Raw genomic sequence first — 13332 nt, 5'->3', positions numbered from 1 at the left:
GCTAGCGCGGCGCGCGCGCCAGGCGCAGTTCGTTGGCGCCCTGCTCCGCGCCGCTGGCCGGCACGGTCTCGCCGCGCCGGTCGCGCACCGCCTCCAGCCGCTCCTGCAGCCGTTCCGGCGCGCCGGGACCGCGGCCGATCCAGGCACCCTGCGTCAGGGTGACGTTCGCCGCTTCGACGCCGCCGGCACCGGCGCACAGCGTGGTGCGCGTGGGCGCGTCCTGCCCGGCGAGCACCAGCATCGCCGGCACCACCGCTTCCGGGCCGAAGGCCTCGACCATGTCCGGTGGGAACAGCGACTCGGTCATGCGCGTGGTGGCCGTGGGCGCCAGGCAGTTCACGCGGATGTCGTGCTTCATGCCCTCGATGGCCAGCGTCTGCATCAAGCCCACCAGCGCCATCTTGGCCGCGCCGTAGTTGGCCTGGCCGAAATTGCCGTACAGCCCCGAGGACGAAGTGGTCAGCACGATACGGCCGTACTTCTGCTGCGTCATCACCGGCCACAGCGCCTTGCAGCAGTGCACCGCGCCCATGAGGTGCACGTCCAGCACCAGCCGGAAATCGGCCAGGTCCATCTTGGCGAAGCTCTTGTCGCGCAGGATGCCGGCATTGCTCACCAGCACGTCCACGCGCCCCCAGGCGTCCACGGCCTGCTGCACCATCGCCTGCACGGCGGCGAAGTCGGTCACGGAAGCGCCGTTGGCCATCGCCTCGCCGCCGGCGGCACGGATCTCGTCGACCACCTTCTGCGCCGCCCCGGCCGATCCGCCGGAGCCGTCGACGGCCCCGCCGAGGTCGTTGACCAGCACCTTGGCGCCGCGGGCGGCGAGGGCCAGCGCATGCTGGCGGCCCAGGCCGCCGCCGGCGCCGGTCACGATGGCCACCCGGCCGCTGAAATCCAGAGTCATCCTGTGTTCCTTGGGTCCTGCAAAAGGGCCGAATGTAGCGCAGGGCCCGTCCGTCCCCTGTCGCAGCCGTTTGTTGGGCGTTCCTGACCGTTGCGCCCAGCCCCCTTGGACGAATTGCATCAACATGTAAGAATGCGCCGCTCGATAGTCCGCAGGAAGGCCCGACGCCCTGCGGCAACAACAACGCCAACGGGAGCCACGCATGGGCATGTTCGATCTTCTTCGCGGGAGGAAGGCGGAAACCACGGCCAGGCCGCGCAACTCGCGGCCGCCGCCGGCCAGCACGCAGTTCGAAGCGTCCCAGCTGTCCCCCGGGTCGGCGAATTCCGTGCGCAAGGACCTGCTGAAGGTCGCCCTGCGCGACATGCTGATGCGCAACGGCATCCCCCAGGCCTGGGTGTCCGCGGACATGCTGCGCACCAGCAGCCCGCGCCGCGAGCCCGGACTGCACGTGCGCTTCCTGGTGCGCCGCTGGGAACCACGCCTGATGCTGCACGGCCCGGCGCTGGAACGGGAATTCACCCACCGCCTGATGATGCTCGACCCGCAGGCGGCCGACTGGCTGATGGGCTTCTCCTGGCAGTTCGCGCTGGAAGACGCCAGCGCCTGCCCGTCCCTGCCGCATCCCGGCTCCTGGACCGCCCCGCAGGCCGCGCCGCAACAGGCCGCGTCCCAGGCTCCCGCCACCAAGCCGGGCGACATCATCGAAGGACCCGTGACGATCCCGCGCAGCCCGGATTCGGTGCGCGCCGAGCTGGAGCAGATGCTGTCGGTGCGTGACGAGGACCACAAGCGCCATACGAAGGGCGGAGACCACTTCGCACCCACGCGCCCGGCGACGCTCTAGGCGCGCGATCCGCGGGAATGAAAAAGCGGCCCTGGCGGCCGCTTTCGTCCGTTCGCGCCTACCGGCGCCGCTGCGGCGGCGGGCCACCCGTGCCGCGATTGGGCAGGTGGCGGAACATGATCCGGCCCTTGGTCAGGTCGTAGGGGAAAGCTCCAGGCTCACCAGGTCGCCGGCGATGATGCGGATGTGGTTCTTGCGCATCTTGCCGCCGGTATAGGCCACCAGTTCATGGCCGTTGTCCAGGATCACGCGGTAGCGCGAGTCCGGCAGGATTTCGGCCACGCGGCCGTTCATTTCGATCAGTTCTTCCTTCGCCATGCGTACCCTCTGGCACAGCCGCCGCCGCTGTCGCGGAATCGAGCGCCCTCGGATTCGCAAGGGCCGGCGCCGGTCTGTCGATGATGAGCCGGCCCGCGGGCCGGTGCGTGCAGACCGGGCCGTCTTCGCCTGCGCAGCAGGGGCGGGGTCTGCTTTCGGGGTGGCCGCGCACTCCGCGCGCCTGTCCACCCACATCCCGTTATTGTATGCGGTCGCGCTGGGAACTGCAGCCGTGGGCCCTTGCGCGCTGCCGCGCTGCTTGGGCGCCGGCAACTGGACGGGATGAAAAAATGGGCGGCCTCGGCCGCCCATTCGTTGCCGCCGGGTGCCTCAGCGGCCGGACAGGCCGTTGATGCCGTCGACCACCATCTTGGAGCCGATGGCGATCAGCAGGATGTCGCCCGCGACCTGCACGTAGCGGTGGCCCACCGGCACCGGGGGCAGCGTGACGACCAGCTGGCTGGGCACGGGATGGAACACCACGTCGCGCGGCAGCGGCTGGCCGACGTGCCACTTCTTCGCCTGGCCGGGCGGCATGCAGCCGTTGTTCTTCTTGGCCAGCCCGGGCGGGCAGCCCTTGCCGCCCTTGCCGGCGGAGGCGTAGTAGGTGCGCACGGCGTCGCGGTTGCGGTCGTCGAAGTAGGCACCGGGACGCGGGTCGCGGGCGGCCGGCCTGGAACCCCTGGCCTTGTCCTTCGACTTGTCCTTGTCCTTCGCCTTGTCCTTGCCCTTGCCGGAGTCGCCACGGTCGTCCTTGACCTTGACCTTGCGCTCCTGCTTGTCGTCGCCGCCCTTGCCGCCGCCCGCCCACGGGGGCTGCGCCAGCGCAGGGCCGGCGCCTATGCAGGCGGCCAGCAGCACGGCCAGCAGCCGGTTCGCACGGGGATTCGCGTTCATGGGGTCTCCTTGTATGTCGGGTTGACTCTAGACCAACGCGGACTTTCGGCACGGCGTTGACCGCGGCCTTGTAGTCGATCGCCGCGTTCACGGCGGCCGGCGGCCGGGCGGTCGCCGCGCGGGGTCAGACGGTCGCCAGGGCGGGCGCCACGGCTTGCTGCGTGAGCCCCAGGCGTTCCGGCGAGATGTACTGCTGGCGGTACTGCTCGAAGGGCAGCGTGTCGGCCTTTTCCACCGCGGCCTGGTCCTCGACCGACTGCTTCGCGATGGCTTCCATGCGGCTTTGCAGGCCGCCGGTCCAAGGCAGCTTCAGCAGCTTGCCCTTGGCCAGCTCCGACTGCGCGAGCGTGAAGGCCGCGAAGCTGTTGCCATGGTCGCGCGCCATCGCGGACAGCACCCGCGCCGAGGGCAGCATGTCCGGGTTCTGCAGCAGCGCGTCGGCCGCGCGCAGCGCGTCGCCGTAGTCGGTGGTGTTGTGCACCGAGTCCAGCATGGCCGCGATCGGGCCGCATTGCGCGACGATCTCGGCGCCCCACTGCGTCAGCTTCACCTCGCGGCCATCGCGTTCCAGCATGACGGCGGGGTCGCGCCCGAAGGCGGCGGTGCGGTGCTGGTTGCGGCCCAGCGCGGCGATTTCCTGCGGCGTGTCCTCGGGGCTGCCGGCCAGCAGGCAGTGCAGCAGGAACACGTCGAGGAAGCGGATGGTCTGCGCCTTGATGCCGACCGGCACGAAGGGATCCAGGTCCATCAGCCGCACTTCCACGTATTCGACGCCGCGCTCGCGCAGGGCGTGCAGCGGGCGCTCGCCGGGACGGATCACGCGCTTGGGCCGGATGGTCCCGTAGAACTCGTTCTCGATCTGCAGCAGCGTGGTGGCGAGCTGGTTGTACTCGCCGCCGGGATTGGTGATGCCCACCTTCTCGTAGGCGGGATAGGGCTTGGTCAACGCCTCGTGCAGCGAAGCGGCATAGCCGTCCAGGCTGTTGTAGCTGACCGCCAGGCTGGCCTGCGCCTCGCTCTGGTAGCCCAGGCGGCCCATGCGCAGCGAGGTGCCGTAAGGCATGTACACCGTGCCGGGGGTGAGCGCCTGCAATTCGTGCTTGCGCCCGGCGACGAAGGTCGAACACGCGGCCGGCGAGGCGCCGAACAGGTACAGCAGCAGGAAGGCGTGGCGGCGGAAGTTGCGGATCAGGCCGAAGTACTGCGCGTCGGTCACGCCGGGCAGCGACCAGTTGTAGTGGATGCCCGAGATCGTCTGCATGCGCCGGCCGTAGCGGTGCGCCAGGCCCATGCGGTAGACGCTCTTGGCGCGGCCCACGTTCGACGAGCCGTAGCGGCCGATCGGGATGTTCTCGTCGGCCGGCAGGATGCAGGGCATGCTGCCGACCCACATCAGTTCCTCGCCCAGCGCGCGGTACGTGAACTGGTGGACCTGGGTCAGCTCTTCCAGGCACTGTTCGACGCTGGCGTGCACGCCGGTGATCAGCTCCAGCTGCGACTCGCTGTAGTCGGTGGTGATGTTCGGGTGGGTGAGCGCGGAGCCGAGCGCCGTGGGGTGCGGCGTCATCGCCAGCGCGCCGGTGGAGGTGGCGCGCAGGCTTTCCTTTTCGATGCCGCGGCGGATGCCTTGCAGGCGCGCGGGTGCCAGCATGCTCAAGGCTTCTTGCAGGTTGCTCATGGGAATCTGTGTCTCTCGCCGCGCGGGTCTTCGTCGTTTCGCGTGCGAAGTTAACACTTCCCGGCAAAACCTGCTTGCCTGGGATCAAGCATGGGTCCTCCCCTTGTGCTAGAGGGAACTCTCCAGGACGAACGGCCGGTTTAGGTCGCGTGCCCTACCCCGTCCCGGGACAATGGCCGCATCGAGAAAACCCTGAGAGGACCCGCCATGCAAGCCACCGACTTCCGCACCACCGCCCGCCAATGGATCAGCGGCTTCGACAGCGGCGCGCACCGCGCCATCGCCGGCTGGCGCACCGGCGGCGAACGCCTGGGCGACGCGGCCCGCACCCGCTGGGACCGCGCCTTCGCCGAATCGAGCCCGAAGCTGTCGCCGGAAACGCGCCGCAACGCCGCCCATTTCCGCGACGTGGTCGCCGGCTACTACACGCGCGGCGTCGACCTGTCCGCCACCGGCGCCGAGCGCGCCGTGAGCACCCTCGTCGAAGTGGCCCAAACCGCCGTGGATGGCAGAATCCCCCGCTAGGAGGGGACCTGCCATGACGGTCAGCGTGCACATCGACCTGGGCTACGAGTTCGAGGTCAAGGCGAAGTTCGACGAGGTCTTCGCCCTGCTCTCGGACGTGCCGAAGTCCGTCTCGCATTTCCCCAAGGTGGAAAAGCTCACCGACCTCGGCGACGGTGTGTACCAGTGGGAGATGCAGAAGGTCGGCACCGCGCAGGTGAACATCCAGACCGTCTATGCCTGCAAGTACGCGAGCGACAAGGCCAAGGGCACGGTGAAGTGGACGCCGGTCAAGGGCGTGGGCAACGCGCTGGTGGGCGGCAGCTGGAAGATCAGCGACCACAAGGGCAAGTCCACCAAGCTGGTGCTGCAGACCGAAGGCACGGTGGACGTGCCGGTGCCGGGCCTGATGAAGATGGTGGTCGAGCCCATCGTCGCCTCCGAGTTCGAGAAGCTGGTGGAGAAGTACATCGCCAACCTGGTGAAGACCTTCGGCGGCGAGGTCTGAAGAAAAGGGCGCCCGCGGCGCCCTTTTCTCATCGACTACGGACTCAGGCCTGGACCTCGCGGGACTTCACGTCCTCGATTTCCTTTTCCAGCGTCTGCCGGCTCTCCTCGATCACCTCGTCGGCCTCCTGCGGCAGCTGGCCTGCGGGGGTCAGCTTGTCCACCATCTCCGGCATGATCTCGGCGAAGGCCTGCGCCACTTCCTGCTCCGGCACGCCCAGGCGCTGCGCCATCTCGCGCAGCTCCTGCTGGCCCACCACCTGCTCCACCGACTGCTCGTCGATCGCCTGGTTCTCGCCCGTGGACATCCAGGACTGCGCCTGGCGCGTCATGCCCTTCTGGCGGAACTTGTCCAGCACGGCGTTCATGCCGCCGTTCTTCTGCACCCAGCGCATCGCCAGCGGCAGCAGCATCACCAGCAGCGCCGTCTGGTTGCCGTAGGGGCGGCTGCCACCGGGCACGCCCATGGGCTGGCCGGCGCCACGCTTGCGCATCATGCCGGCCAGCACGCTGCCCAGCGCGATGCCGCCGAGGCCGCCACCCAGGCCCCCATGCCGCCGCCGCCGAGCCCGCCGCGCATGCCGCGCCGGCCCATGGCCTGGCCGAACAGGCCGCCGAGCACCTGTCCCAACATCGGATTGTTCATTCGAAAGCTCCTTCTGGATTGGATGCCTTCGAGGCTACGCATACGGCCGGGCAACGGTGTAGGCCTGCGGCCCGATGCCGCGCCGCTAGGGGGCGGACAGGACGCGAACCAGCCAGTCGTTGAGTTCGCCGACCTCCAGCGGGTGCACGCCGTGGCCGATGAGGTACTCGTGCCATTCCACCGGATAGCCCAGTGCGTTCAGTGCGTCACGCGAGGCTTCGGCGCGTTCCAGCGCCACCACCTCGTCGTGCGTGCCGTGCGCCAGGAAGATCGGCACGTCGGCATTGGCGGGCGCGCGTTCCGCGGCCGTGGTCTGCGCGATCGGCAGGTAGCCCGACAGGCCGGCGATGCCCGCCAGCCGCTCGCCATGGCGCAGCCCGGTCAGCAGTGCCATCGCGCAGCCCTGCGAGAAACCGGCGAGCACAATGCGATTCGCCGGGATGCCGCGCTCCTTCTCGCGCTGGAGCAGCGCCTCGACCAGCGCCGCCGAGCGTCGCAGTCCCGTTTCGTCCTGCGCACTGTCGGCATCGAAGCCGACGATGTCGTACCAGGCGCGCATGCGCATCCCGCCATTGATGGTCACCGGCATCACCGGCGCGTGCGGGAAGATGAAGCGCACCGGCCCCACCGCGTCCAGCTCCAGCTCCTCGGCAATCGGCACGAAATCATTCCCGTCCGCGCCCAGCCCGTGGAGGATGATGATGGTGGCCCTGGGGTCGTCGCCCGACTCCGCCTCGATCACGTCCAGCATGCAATGATCTCCTTTGCGCGAGCAGCATAGCCTGTGGCTGGCAAGCCTTGTCCCACATGCCTATCAAAGGCGTCCGACTTGCCAGGCAACGCGGCCGTGCGCAGCATGGAAGCAGACCAGAAAGGAAACCGCATGAAAGTGCAAGTCAACACCTCCAACGACATCGACAACAAGGAAGCCCTGGAGACCTGGGCCAGCGAATACCTGAACGAACACCTGGCGCGCTTCGAGCAGGACATCACCAGCATCGAGGTGCAATGACCGACGAGAACCACGCCGCCAAGGGAGGCGGCGTCGACAAGCGCTGCATGCTGGAGGCCCGCGTGACCGGCCGCGCACCGATCGCCGTGACCAACTTCGCGTCCGACCAGAACCTCGCGTTCCGCGGAGCGACCGACAAGCTGTCGAACGCGCTCGACCATGCCTTCGGCAAGCTGGACCGTCGTGAACACCGTGACCGCGACACCATCCGCCGCGAGCCCGAGAAGATCGAGGAGATCGTCCCGCCGCAGGCCTGATTCCCCGCCTCGTCGGCCGTAGCCACGCCCGCCGAAACACTTGTACCAAGCTGTTTCGGCGTGGTGAAGCGCCACACCGACCAGACAGCACGCGTGCGTAAATGGCTCCTCTCCGCGTCGGCACAGCGCCAGACACGGGGCCAACAACCAAGGAGCGCATCCATGAACTTCGAACTGAAGAAAACGACGTGTCGCGTGCTGGTGGTCTCCTTCTCGCGCTGTCGTTCCAGACCGCGCAGGCCGGCCTGATCGGCGCCGACCAGGCCGCTGCGGGCACGATCAGCGCCGAACGCGCGCTGGTCCTCGGCAGCCTGGATCGCGCCGAAGTCGTCGCGCAGCTGCAGGCTGCGGGCGTCGACGCGACCGCGGCACGCGAGCGCGTGCGGGCGATGAGCGAACAGGAAGTGCAGGCCCTGGCGCAGGACATCCAGGCAGCGCCCGCGGGCGGCATCAGCACCTGGGGCGTGGTCGCGATCATCCTGATCGCCGCGCTGGTCTGGTACTACGCCTTCCGCAAGTAAGGACGGATGCAGGAACAGCACGCGGCGATCCTGCACTGGGCACGACGGTTCACGCTGTGGGCCGCCGTGCTGCTGCTTTCGGGTTGCGGCACGATGGTGCCGCAGACCCTCGCACTGCGCACCGACTGGCCGGCCGGCGTCCCGCGGCAGGCGGAGCTGGTGCATGTGCCCTTCTTCCCCCAGGACGAATACCAGTGCGGCCCGGCCGCGCTGGCCACCGTCATGCACACGGCCGGCGCGCGCGTGTCGCCGGCCTCGCTGGTCGACGAGGTCTGGCTGCCGGCACGCCAGGGCAGCCTGCAGCTGGAGATGCTGGCGGCGCCGCGCAAGCACGGGCTGGTGAGCCTGCGGCTGGCCCCGCGCTACGCCGACCTGCTGCGCGAGGTCGCAGCCGGCAATCCGGTGGTGGTGCTGCAGGACGTCGGCCCCCTGCTGCCGCAGTGGCACTACGCGGTGGTCAACGGCTTCGACTACGAGACCGGCACCATCCTGCTGCGCTCGGGCCTGCAGGCCCGCCAGGAGATGCCCTTCACCTATTTCGAGCGCACCTGGATCGCGGGCAGGTACTGGGCGATGGTGGTCACGCCGCCGGAGCGCATCCCCGCCACCGCGACCGAGGAACGCTGGCTCGAAGCGCTGCTGGGACTGGCACGCGGCGGCAACGCCGATGCCACCGTGCGCGGCTACCGCACCGCGCTCGCGCGCTGGCCGGAGAGCCTGCCCGCGGCCGTGGGCCTGGCCAACCAGCTGCACGCGGGCGGCGCGCTGGACGAGGCCGCCCGCGTGCTGCGCGGCGCGCTGCAGCGGCATCCGCAATCGGTGATCGTGCTGAACAACCTGGCGCAGACCCTGTCCGACCAGGGCCGCAACGCGGAAGCGCTCACCCTGATCCGCCGGGCGGAGGACCCGCAAAGCCCCTTCGCCGGCGAGGTGCGCGCCACCCGCCAGCTGATCGAAGAGCGCCTGCGGACGGGTTCCTAGCCGAGCGCGCGCGCGACCTCGCGCACGAAGCCCGCGCTGTGCGCCGGGTCCAGCCAGCGCACCACCACCACCGCATCGTGCGCGGGGTCCATCCACACGTAGTGGCCGCCCGCGCCGACCATGAACCAGCTTTCGCGCGAGGCATCCTTGAACATCCCGCCGCTGGCGTTCAGCCAGGTCAGCCAGCCGTAGAAGGGCGCGATCGCGCAGGGCTGCTGCATGCGGGCCACCCACTCGCGCGGCAGCAGTTGTTTGCCTGCATGCAGGCCGCCATCGAGCAGCAGCTGCGCGATGCGGGCCTGGTCGCGCGCGCTGATCGACACGCCGCCGCCCCAGTGCGTGCCGCCCGGCACCGACTGCATGCGCTGCCCGTCGATCTCCACCCAGGCGTCGTCGTAGCCGGCCCAGCGGAAGTCCTGGCCGCCCCCGAGCGGCTGCAGCACCGCTTCCTGGAACACCTGCGGCAAGGGCCGGCGGAACAGGTGCAGCAGCGCCAGCGAGAGCTGGTTGATCCGAACGTCGTTGTACTCCCAGTAGGTGCCGGGACGTTGCAGCACGCGCGCCTCGCCCTTGACGCCCTGCGGCGGCTTGGGGTCGTGCGACACGCGCCGGTTGTGCTCCACCTGGTCGGGCATGCCGAAGCAGGTGCCCTGCCACTCGCTGGTCTGCTCCAGCATGTGCGCCCAGGTGATCTCGCGGTTGTGTGCATCGTCGAAGCCGATGCCGGGCAGGCGCTGGGCGATGCGCTCGTTCGGGTCCAGCAGGCCGCGCGCCTGCGCGATGCCGGCCAGCAGCGCGAGATAGGTCTTGGCCACGCTGTAGGTCAGGTCCGCGCGATCGGGCGTGCCCCAGGACGCGACTTCCTCGCCGCCGATGCGGATCACGCCCGACACGCCACCGCGCGGATGCACCGGGCCGCGCAGCCGGTTGTACGGCGGCGGATCCACGTGGTGCACGCCCCAGCGCTCGGGCGCGCTGGCGGGGTCGCGGGGCCAGGGCACCTCGTGTGCCTGGGCGTGGGCAATGGCTTGGCTGAAATCGGGCATGGCCAGAGCATAAGCTGCCGCCCGGTCTGCTAGCCTCCTGCCATGGAGTTGAACACCGTCCGCAACGAAGGGCCGCCGGCCCCGTCCGCCACCGTGGTGCTGCTGCGCGACGCGGCCGACGGCCTCGAGGTCTTCCTGCTGCGGCGCCACGGCCAGTCCGACGTGCTGGGCGGCGCCTACGTCTTCCCCGGTGGCAAGGTGGACGCGGAGGATGCCGACTGGGCCGACCGCCTCGACCTGCCCCCGATGCACTGCATGCGCTGCTCGGGGAGCCGGAACTCACTCCACTGCAGGCCGCCGGCCTGTTCGTCACCGCGATCCGCGAGGTGTTCGAGGAGACGGGCCTGCTGTTCGCCGACCTCTCGCCGCAGCAGGCACGCGATGCCTGGGCGGCGCTGCGCCAGGGCCCGCGCTTCGACGAACTGCTGGAACCGCTGCGGCCGCGCCTGATCGCCAGCGCCCTGCGCCCCTGGTCCCGCTGGGTCACGCCCACCCTCAGCAGCGTGGGCCGCAAGCGCTTCGACACGCGCTTCTTCATCGCCACGGTGCCGCCGGGGCAGCACCCGGGGCACGACGAACACGAGGCGACCGAGAGCCTCTGGCTCACGCCGCGCACGGCGCTGCGGCAATACTGGGACGGCCTGATCGAACTGGCGCCGCCGCAGATCATGAGCCTCACGCACCTGGCGCGGCATGCCAGCGTCGCCAGCGTGTTCGCCGCGGCCGCCGCGCGCACGCCACCCTGCATCCGGCCGGAGCCGCGCGACGCGGACGGCCTGCGCGTGCTCTGTTATCCGGGCGACCCGTGGCATTCCCAGCAGGAGCAGATGCTGCCAGGCCCGACCCGCCTGACCTGGCGCAACAAGCGCTTCGAACCCGACGCCGGCCTCGCGATCCTGCTGGGGGACTGAGCACTCCCGGCCGGCGCGCGCATCGCGGCTCCCACAGCCCGGTCCAATGCGCGCCTACAGTCGCTCGCGCGCACCGCCTGCGATCGCGGCGCGGCGCCGGCACTCCAATCCTTCAAAGCCAGCCGGCTTCCGCGCTACGACGACAGGTATCGGACTCACCGCTTCCGCAAGCGATACAGCGAGAACATTGTCCAGTGGACCGGCGGCTTCCCCTGCGGAAGCGAAGCGGCGCCCTGGGCGCCGTCTTCCATTGGAAGAGCCAGCCGCCCAAGCGGCAGAGCCAGGTTTCCCATCGGACGAGCCAGCCCGCACCGGGCGATTCCCGCTCCCACGCTGCGGGACGCCCTTCACCTACAGCGCCCCTGCAGGCCGACACCTAACCTAGCGGTCAACCTCACACATCGTTCCTGGAGCCCTTCGGATGAGCCCGCTGATGATGCGCTTCTTCACCCTGGTCGGCATCGCCCTCGCTGCCGCCAGCATGCAGCTGAAGGCCAGGGCCGACACGGTGGCCCAGCCGCAGGCGCTGCAGTCGTGCCAGGTGGCCTCGCTCCACGTGCCGAGCTAAGGAAAATACGTGCATTCCCTCCCTTCGACCGTCCCCTCCCCTCCCAGCCGCGCCGCGCCTGGCGCAGCCCCGCGACCGCCTGGTCGCTGCTGTTCTCGGCCGTGCTGATGGGCGCCGTGTACGCGTCGGACCCGCCGCAGGCCACGCCCAGCCGCGCCCAGGCTTCGCAGGTCGTGCAGCAGGTGGTGCAGCAACAGCTCAAGGCGCTGGCCACGCAGGACGCGCTGCAGGCCTTCGCGCTGGCGGACAACGACATGCGCACCCAGTTCGGCACGGCCGACGCCTTCCTGGCCACCGTGCGCGAGCAGTACCCCATGCTGATGCACCCGGCCAGCGTGCTGTTCCTCAAGCCCGAAACGGACGGCACCATCGCGCTGCAGAAGGTGCGCATGAGCGACGAGGACGGCGCGGCCTGGACGCTGACCTACCTGCTGAACCGCCAGCACGACAACCAGTGGCGCATCAGCGGCTGCGTGGTGACGCCCGAGGGGCGCCAGATCGTCACCTGATCCTTGGCTTCCCCAAACGAAAAGGGCCGCTCGCGCGGCCCTTTTGCATGGCGCGGTCGCTCAGTTGCGGTCGGCCTTGGCCGCGCGCTTCTTGCTGGACTTCTTGGCGACCTTGCGGGTGCCGGTATCGGCGGCCGCGGTCGCGCCGGCGGTGGTGCCGGAGTTCATCGCGGCGGAAGAACCGGTCGTGCCGGCGCTGCCTGCCGTGGTGGCGGCCGCGCTGCCTGCCGTGGAGCCTTGCGCAGCCGCGCCGCCGCCGCCCGGCGTGCCGGTGGTGCCCATCGGCGTGCCCTGCGTGCTGCGCTGGCCGGCGCCGACCGCGGGGTCCGTGGCGGGACGCGGCGGCGTGCCTTGTGCGAACGCGAGGCTGACGGTGGCTGCCGCGATCGCGGCGACGAGGATCTTGGGTGTGGACATTCAGGAGTCTCCTTGCGGTGTGGACGCTTTTGTCCCGGCAGGGAACCGGGCCCGCCCAAGATGCAGGAGGGGCCTTCGAGGCCACGTCAGCACCACGCGATGCCGCGTGTCGGACGGGGGCTGACGGATTCAGCGCGCGTCGAGCGCGTGGATCACCGTGCCCAGGGACGCGTGCTCCGGCATGACGTAGACCACGCTGCGCGACCGCCCCAGCACCCGCTCGACCACGCCCTGATAGAACGCGACCGGCACCACGACGCAGCCCCAGGACACCCGCTTGCCCGCCGCCTGCGCCGTGGACAGCCGCGTGGCGCGGGCCTGGTAGGCGAAGCCGGGTCGCAGGCGGTGGATCGCGAAGGCGCTGGCGTAGTCCACCCACACCACGTGCTCGCCCTTGTCGTTGCGTCCCGGGACCGCTTCGAAGCGGCCGGCGGGCGTGGTGCGCTCGTCCGGCCCCACGTCACCGGTCTGTGCCCGGGCGCCGACGCCGGGGACGGTGTGGTCGCCGAAGGTCGCACCGAGCAGGGCGGCGGACTGGCCCACCATGCGGCCGGCGTCGTCGAACACGTAGATACGGGCGGCGCGCTTGTCGACCACGGCGAAGGGCCGGCCCTTGGCATCCCCGCTGCCCAGGACCCAGTCCACGAGGCTGCGGGCCTGCGCCGAGGGGCGCGTGGCGGTGAATTCCGCGGGCGCCGCGGTACCTGCGTGCGGCAGCGCCGCCCCCACGAACAAAGCCGTACAACCGGCTGCATGGCGCAGCCATCGGCGCAAGTCGAACATCCGGGTCCCCTCTGGTGCCGGGC

General features: G+C 70.1%; 20 protein-coding genes and 1 pseudogene. 11 read left to right on the top strand and 10 right to left on the bottom strand.

Annotated elements, in window-relative coordinates:
- Position 1: 1 nt before the first annotated feature.
- A complete protein-coding gene (locus HK415_RS02585; protein WP_171556654.1) occupies positions 2-907 on the bottom strand; it encodes an SDR family NAD(P)-dependent oxidoreductase in 906 nt (301 codons plus the stop codon).
- Between the two features lie 202 nt (positions 908-1109).
- Between HK415_RS02585 and HK415_RS02580 the strand changes: the two genes are divergently transcribed.
- The gene (locus tag HK415_RS02580) at positions 1110-1754 is read left to right on the top strand and encodes a hypothetical protein (protein WP_171556653.1); all 645 of its coding nucleotides are present in this window, start codon (positions 1110-1112) and stop codon (positions 1752-1754) included.
- Positions 1755-1812: 58 nt separating this feature from the next.
- On the opposite strand, the pseudogene infA reads toward HK415_RS02580, so the two are convergent.
- The 3 genes and pseudogenes from infA to gshA all read right to left on the bottom strand — a co-directional run bounded on the left by infA (position 1813) and on the right by gshA (position 4647).
- Positions 1813-2072 (bottom strand): annotated as a pseudogene (gene infA / locus HK415_RS02575) (translation initiation factor IF-1).
- Between the two features lie 330 nt (positions 2073-2402).
- Positions 2403-2969 (bottom strand): hypothetical protein, encoded by a 567-nt coding sequence (locus HK415_RS02570; protein WP_171556652.1) that lies wholly within the window; start codon positions 2967-2969, stop codon positions 2403-2405.
- Positions 2970-3093: 124 nt separating this feature from the next.
- Entirely contained in the window at positions 3094-4647 is a 1554-nt protein-coding gene (gene gshA / locus HK415_RS02565) for a glutamate--cysteine ligase (RefSeq protein WP_171556651.1), read from the bottom strand.
- Positions 4648-4854: 207 nt separating this feature from the next.
- Here gshA and HK415_RS02560 point away from each other — a divergent pair, with 207 nt between their 5' ends.
- The gene (locus HK415_RS02560; protein WP_171556650.1) at positions 4855-5172 is read left to right on the top strand and encodes a hypothetical protein; all 318 of its coding nucleotides are present in this window, start codon (positions 4855-4857) and stop codon (positions 5170-5172) included.
- Positions 5173-5185: 13 nt separating this feature from the next.
- Positions 5186-5659, top strand: a complete 474-nt coding sequence (locus tag HK415_RS02555) for an SRPBCC family protein (RefSeq protein WP_171556649.1) — start codon at positions 5186-5188, stop codon at positions 5657-5659.
- A gap of 43 nt (positions 5660-5702) precedes the next feature.
- Here the strand turns inward: HK415_RS02555 and HK415_RS02550 are convergent, their stop codons facing one another.
- The 3 genes from HK415_RS02550 to HK415_RS02540 all read right to left on the bottom strand — a co-directional run bounded on the left by HK415_RS02550 (position 5703) and on the right by HK415_RS02540 (position 7055).
- Complete coding sequence (locus HK415_RS02550; RefSeq protein WP_171556648.1) at positions 5703-6167, bottom strand: YidB family protein; 465 nt, start codon at positions 6165-6167, stop codon at positions 5703-5705.
- A complete protein-coding gene (locus HK415_RS02545; RefSeq protein ID WP_171556647.1) occupies positions 6152-6304 on the bottom strand; it encodes a hypothetical protein in 153 nt (50 codons plus the stop codon). The genes HK415_RS02550 and HK415_RS02545 overlap by 16 nt, the downstream gene beginning before the upstream one ends.
- 85 nt (positions 6305-6389) lie before the next feature.
- Positions 6390-7055 (bottom strand): alpha/beta hydrolase, encoded by a 666-nt coding sequence (locus HK415_RS02540; RefSeq protein WP_171556646.1) that lies wholly within the window; start codon positions 7053-7055, stop codon positions 6390-6392.
- A gap of 132 nt (positions 7056-7187) precedes the next feature.
- On the opposite strand from HK415_RS02540, the gene HK415_RS25835 reads away from it, so the two are divergent.
- The 4 genes from HK415_RS25835 to HK415_RS02525 all read left to right on the top strand — a co-directional run bounded on the left by HK415_RS25835 (position 7188) and on the right by HK415_RS02525 (position 9075).
- Positions 7188-7316 (top strand): hypothetical protein, encoded by a 129-nt coding sequence (locus HK415_RS25835; RefSeq protein WP_256373036.1) that lies wholly within the window; start codon positions 7188-7190, stop codon positions 7314-7316.
- The gene (locus HK415_RS02535; RefSeq protein ID WP_253261734.1) at positions 7313-7573 is read left to right on the top strand and encodes a hypothetical protein; all 261 of its coding nucleotides are present in this window, start codon (positions 7313-7315) and stop codon (positions 7571-7573) included. Before HK415_RS25835 ends, HK415_RS02535 begins: the two co-directional genes overlap by 4 nt.
- Positions 7574-7761: 188 nt before the next feature.
- Entirely contained in the window at positions 7762-8094 is a 333-nt protein-coding gene (locus tag HK415_RS02530; RefSeq protein ID WP_171556645.1) for a PA2779 family protein, read from the top strand.
- A gap of 6 nt (positions 8095-8100) precedes the next feature.
- Positions 8101-9075: a PA2778 family cysteine peptidase gene (locus HK415_RS02525; RefSeq protein WP_171556644.1), complete on the top strand. Its 975-nt coding sequence runs from the start codon at positions 8101-8103 to the stop codon at positions 9073-9075.
- Here HK415_RS02525 and HK415_RS02520 read toward each other — a convergent pair.
- Positions 9072-10121 (bottom strand): serine hydrolase domain-containing protein, encoded by a 1050-nt coding sequence (locus tag HK415_RS02520; RefSeq protein ID WP_171556643.1) that lies wholly within the window; start codon positions 10119-10121, stop codon positions 9072-9074. The two genes, HK415_RS02525 and HK415_RS02520, sit on opposite strands and share 4 nt — an antisense overlap.
- Positions 10122-10163: 42 nt before the next feature.
- Here HK415_RS02520 and HK415_RS27505 point away from each other — a divergent pair, with 42 nt between their 5' ends.
- The 4 genes from HK415_RS27505 to HK415_RS02505 all read left to right on the top strand — a co-directional run bounded on the left by HK415_RS27505 (position 10164) and on the right by HK415_RS02505 (position 12109).
- Positions 10164-10571, top strand: coding sequence for an NUDIX hydrolase (locus HK415_RS27505; RefSeq protein ID WP_507236446.1), 408 nt, complete (start codon positions 10164-10166; stop codon positions 10569-10571).
- A complete protein-coding gene (locus HK415_RS02515) occupies positions 10466-11032 on the top strand; it encodes an NUDIX hydrolase (protein WP_507236456.1) in 567 nt (188 codons plus the stop codon). Before HK415_RS27505 ends, HK415_RS02515 begins: the two co-directional genes overlap by 106 nt.
- A gap of 421 nt (positions 11033-11453) precedes the next feature.
- Positions 11454-11600 (top strand): hypothetical protein, encoded by a 147-nt coding sequence (locus HK415_RS02510; RefSeq protein ID WP_171556642.1) that lies wholly within the window; start codon positions 11454-11456, stop codon positions 11598-11600.
- Between the two features lie 107 nt (positions 11601-11707).
- Entirely contained in the window at positions 11708-12109 is a 402-nt protein-coding gene (locus HK415_RS02505; protein WP_253262032.1) for a DUF4864 domain-containing protein, read from the top strand.
- 60 nt (positions 12110-12169) lie between these two features.
- Here the strand turns inward: HK415_RS02505 and HK415_RS02500 are convergent, their stop codons facing one another.
- Positions 12170-12526: a proteophosphoglycan ppg4 gene (locus HK415_RS02500; RefSeq protein WP_171556640.1), complete on the bottom strand. Its 357-nt coding sequence runs from the start codon at positions 12524-12526 to the stop codon at positions 12170-12172.
- A 129-nt stretch (positions 12527-12655) separates the two neighbouring features.
- Positions 12656-13255: a L,D-transpeptidase gene (locus HK415_RS02495; RefSeq protein WP_309246550.1), complete on the bottom strand. Its 600-nt coding sequence runs from the start codon at positions 13253-13255 to the stop codon at positions 12656-12658.
- Positions 13256-13332: the final 77 nt, after the last annotated feature.

The organism is Ramlibacter montanisoli (assembly GCF_013087525.1).
Classification (GTDB): Bacteria; Pseudomonadota; Gammaproteobacteria; order Burkholderiales; family Burkholderiaceae_C; genus Ramlibacter; species Ramlibacter montanisoli.
The sequence above is the reverse complement of the archived record's forward strand: the minus strand, read 5'-3'. Positions and strand labels throughout refer to the sequence as shown.

Bases quoted from the DNA above. Each gene is read 5' to 3' on its own strand.
- HK415_RS02585 (WP_171556654.1), bottom strand. From the start codon at position 907: ATGACTCTGGATTTCAGCGGCCGGGTGGCCATCGTGACCGGCGCCGGC.
- HK415_RS02580 (WP_171556653.1), top strand. From the start codon at position 1,110: ATGGGCATGTTCGATCTTCTTCGCGGGAGGAAGGCGGAAACCACGGCC.
- HK415_RS02570 (WP_171556652.1), bottom strand. From the start codon at position 2,969: ATGAACGCGAATCCCCGTGCGAACCGGCTGCTGGCCGTGCTGCTGGCC.
- gshA (WP_171556651.1), bottom strand. From the start codon at position 4,647: ATGAGCAACCTGCAAGAAGCCTTGAGCATGCTGGCACCCGCGCGCCTG.
- HK415_RS02560 (WP_171556650.1), top strand. From the start codon at position 4,855: ATGCAAGCCACCGACTTCCGCACCACCGCCCGCCAATGGATCAGCGGC.
- HK415_RS02555 (WP_171556649.1), top strand. From the start codon at position 5,186: ATGACGGTCAGCGTGCACATCGACCTGGGCTACGAGTTCGAGGTCAAG.
- HK415_RS02545 (WP_171556647.1), bottom strand. From the start codon at position 6,304: ATGAACAATCCGATGTTGGGACAGGTGCTCGGCGGCCTGTTCGGCCAG.
- HK415_RS02540 (WP_171556646.1), bottom strand. From the start codon at position 7,055: ATGCTGGACGTGATCGAGGCGGAGTCGGGCGACGACCCCAGGGCCACC.
- HK415_RS25835 (WP_256373036.1), top strand. From the start codon at position 7,188: ATGAAAGTGCAAGTCAACACCTCCAACGACATCGACAACAAGGAAGCC.
- HK415_RS02535 (WP_253261734.1), top strand. From the start codon at position 7,313: ATGACCGACGAGAACCACGCCGCCAAGGGAGGCGGCGTCGACAAGCGC.
- HK415_RS02525 (WP_171556644.1), top strand. From the start codon at position 8,101: ATGCAGGAACAGCACGCGGCGATCCTGCACTGGGCACGACGGTTCACG.
- HK415_RS02520 (WP_171556643.1), bottom strand. From the start codon at position 10,121: ATGCCCGATTTCAGCCAAGCCATTGCCCACGCCCAGGCACACGAGGTG.
- HK415_RS27505 (WP_507236446.1), top strand. From the start codon at position 10,164: ATGGAGTTGAACACCGTCCGCAACGAAGGGCCGCCGGCCCCGTCCGCC.
- HK415_RS02510 (WP_171556642.1), top strand. From the start codon at position 11,454: ATGAGCCCGCTGATGATGCGCTTCTTCACCCTGGTCGGCATCGCCCTC.
- HK415_RS02505 (WP_253262032.1), top strand. From the start codon at position 11,708: ATGGGCGCCGTGTACGCGTCGGACCCGCCGCAGGCCACGCCCAGCCGC.
- HK415_RS02500 (WP_171556640.1), bottom strand. From the start codon at position 12,526: ATGTCCACACCCAAGATCCTCGTCGCCGCGATCGCGGCAGCCACCGTC.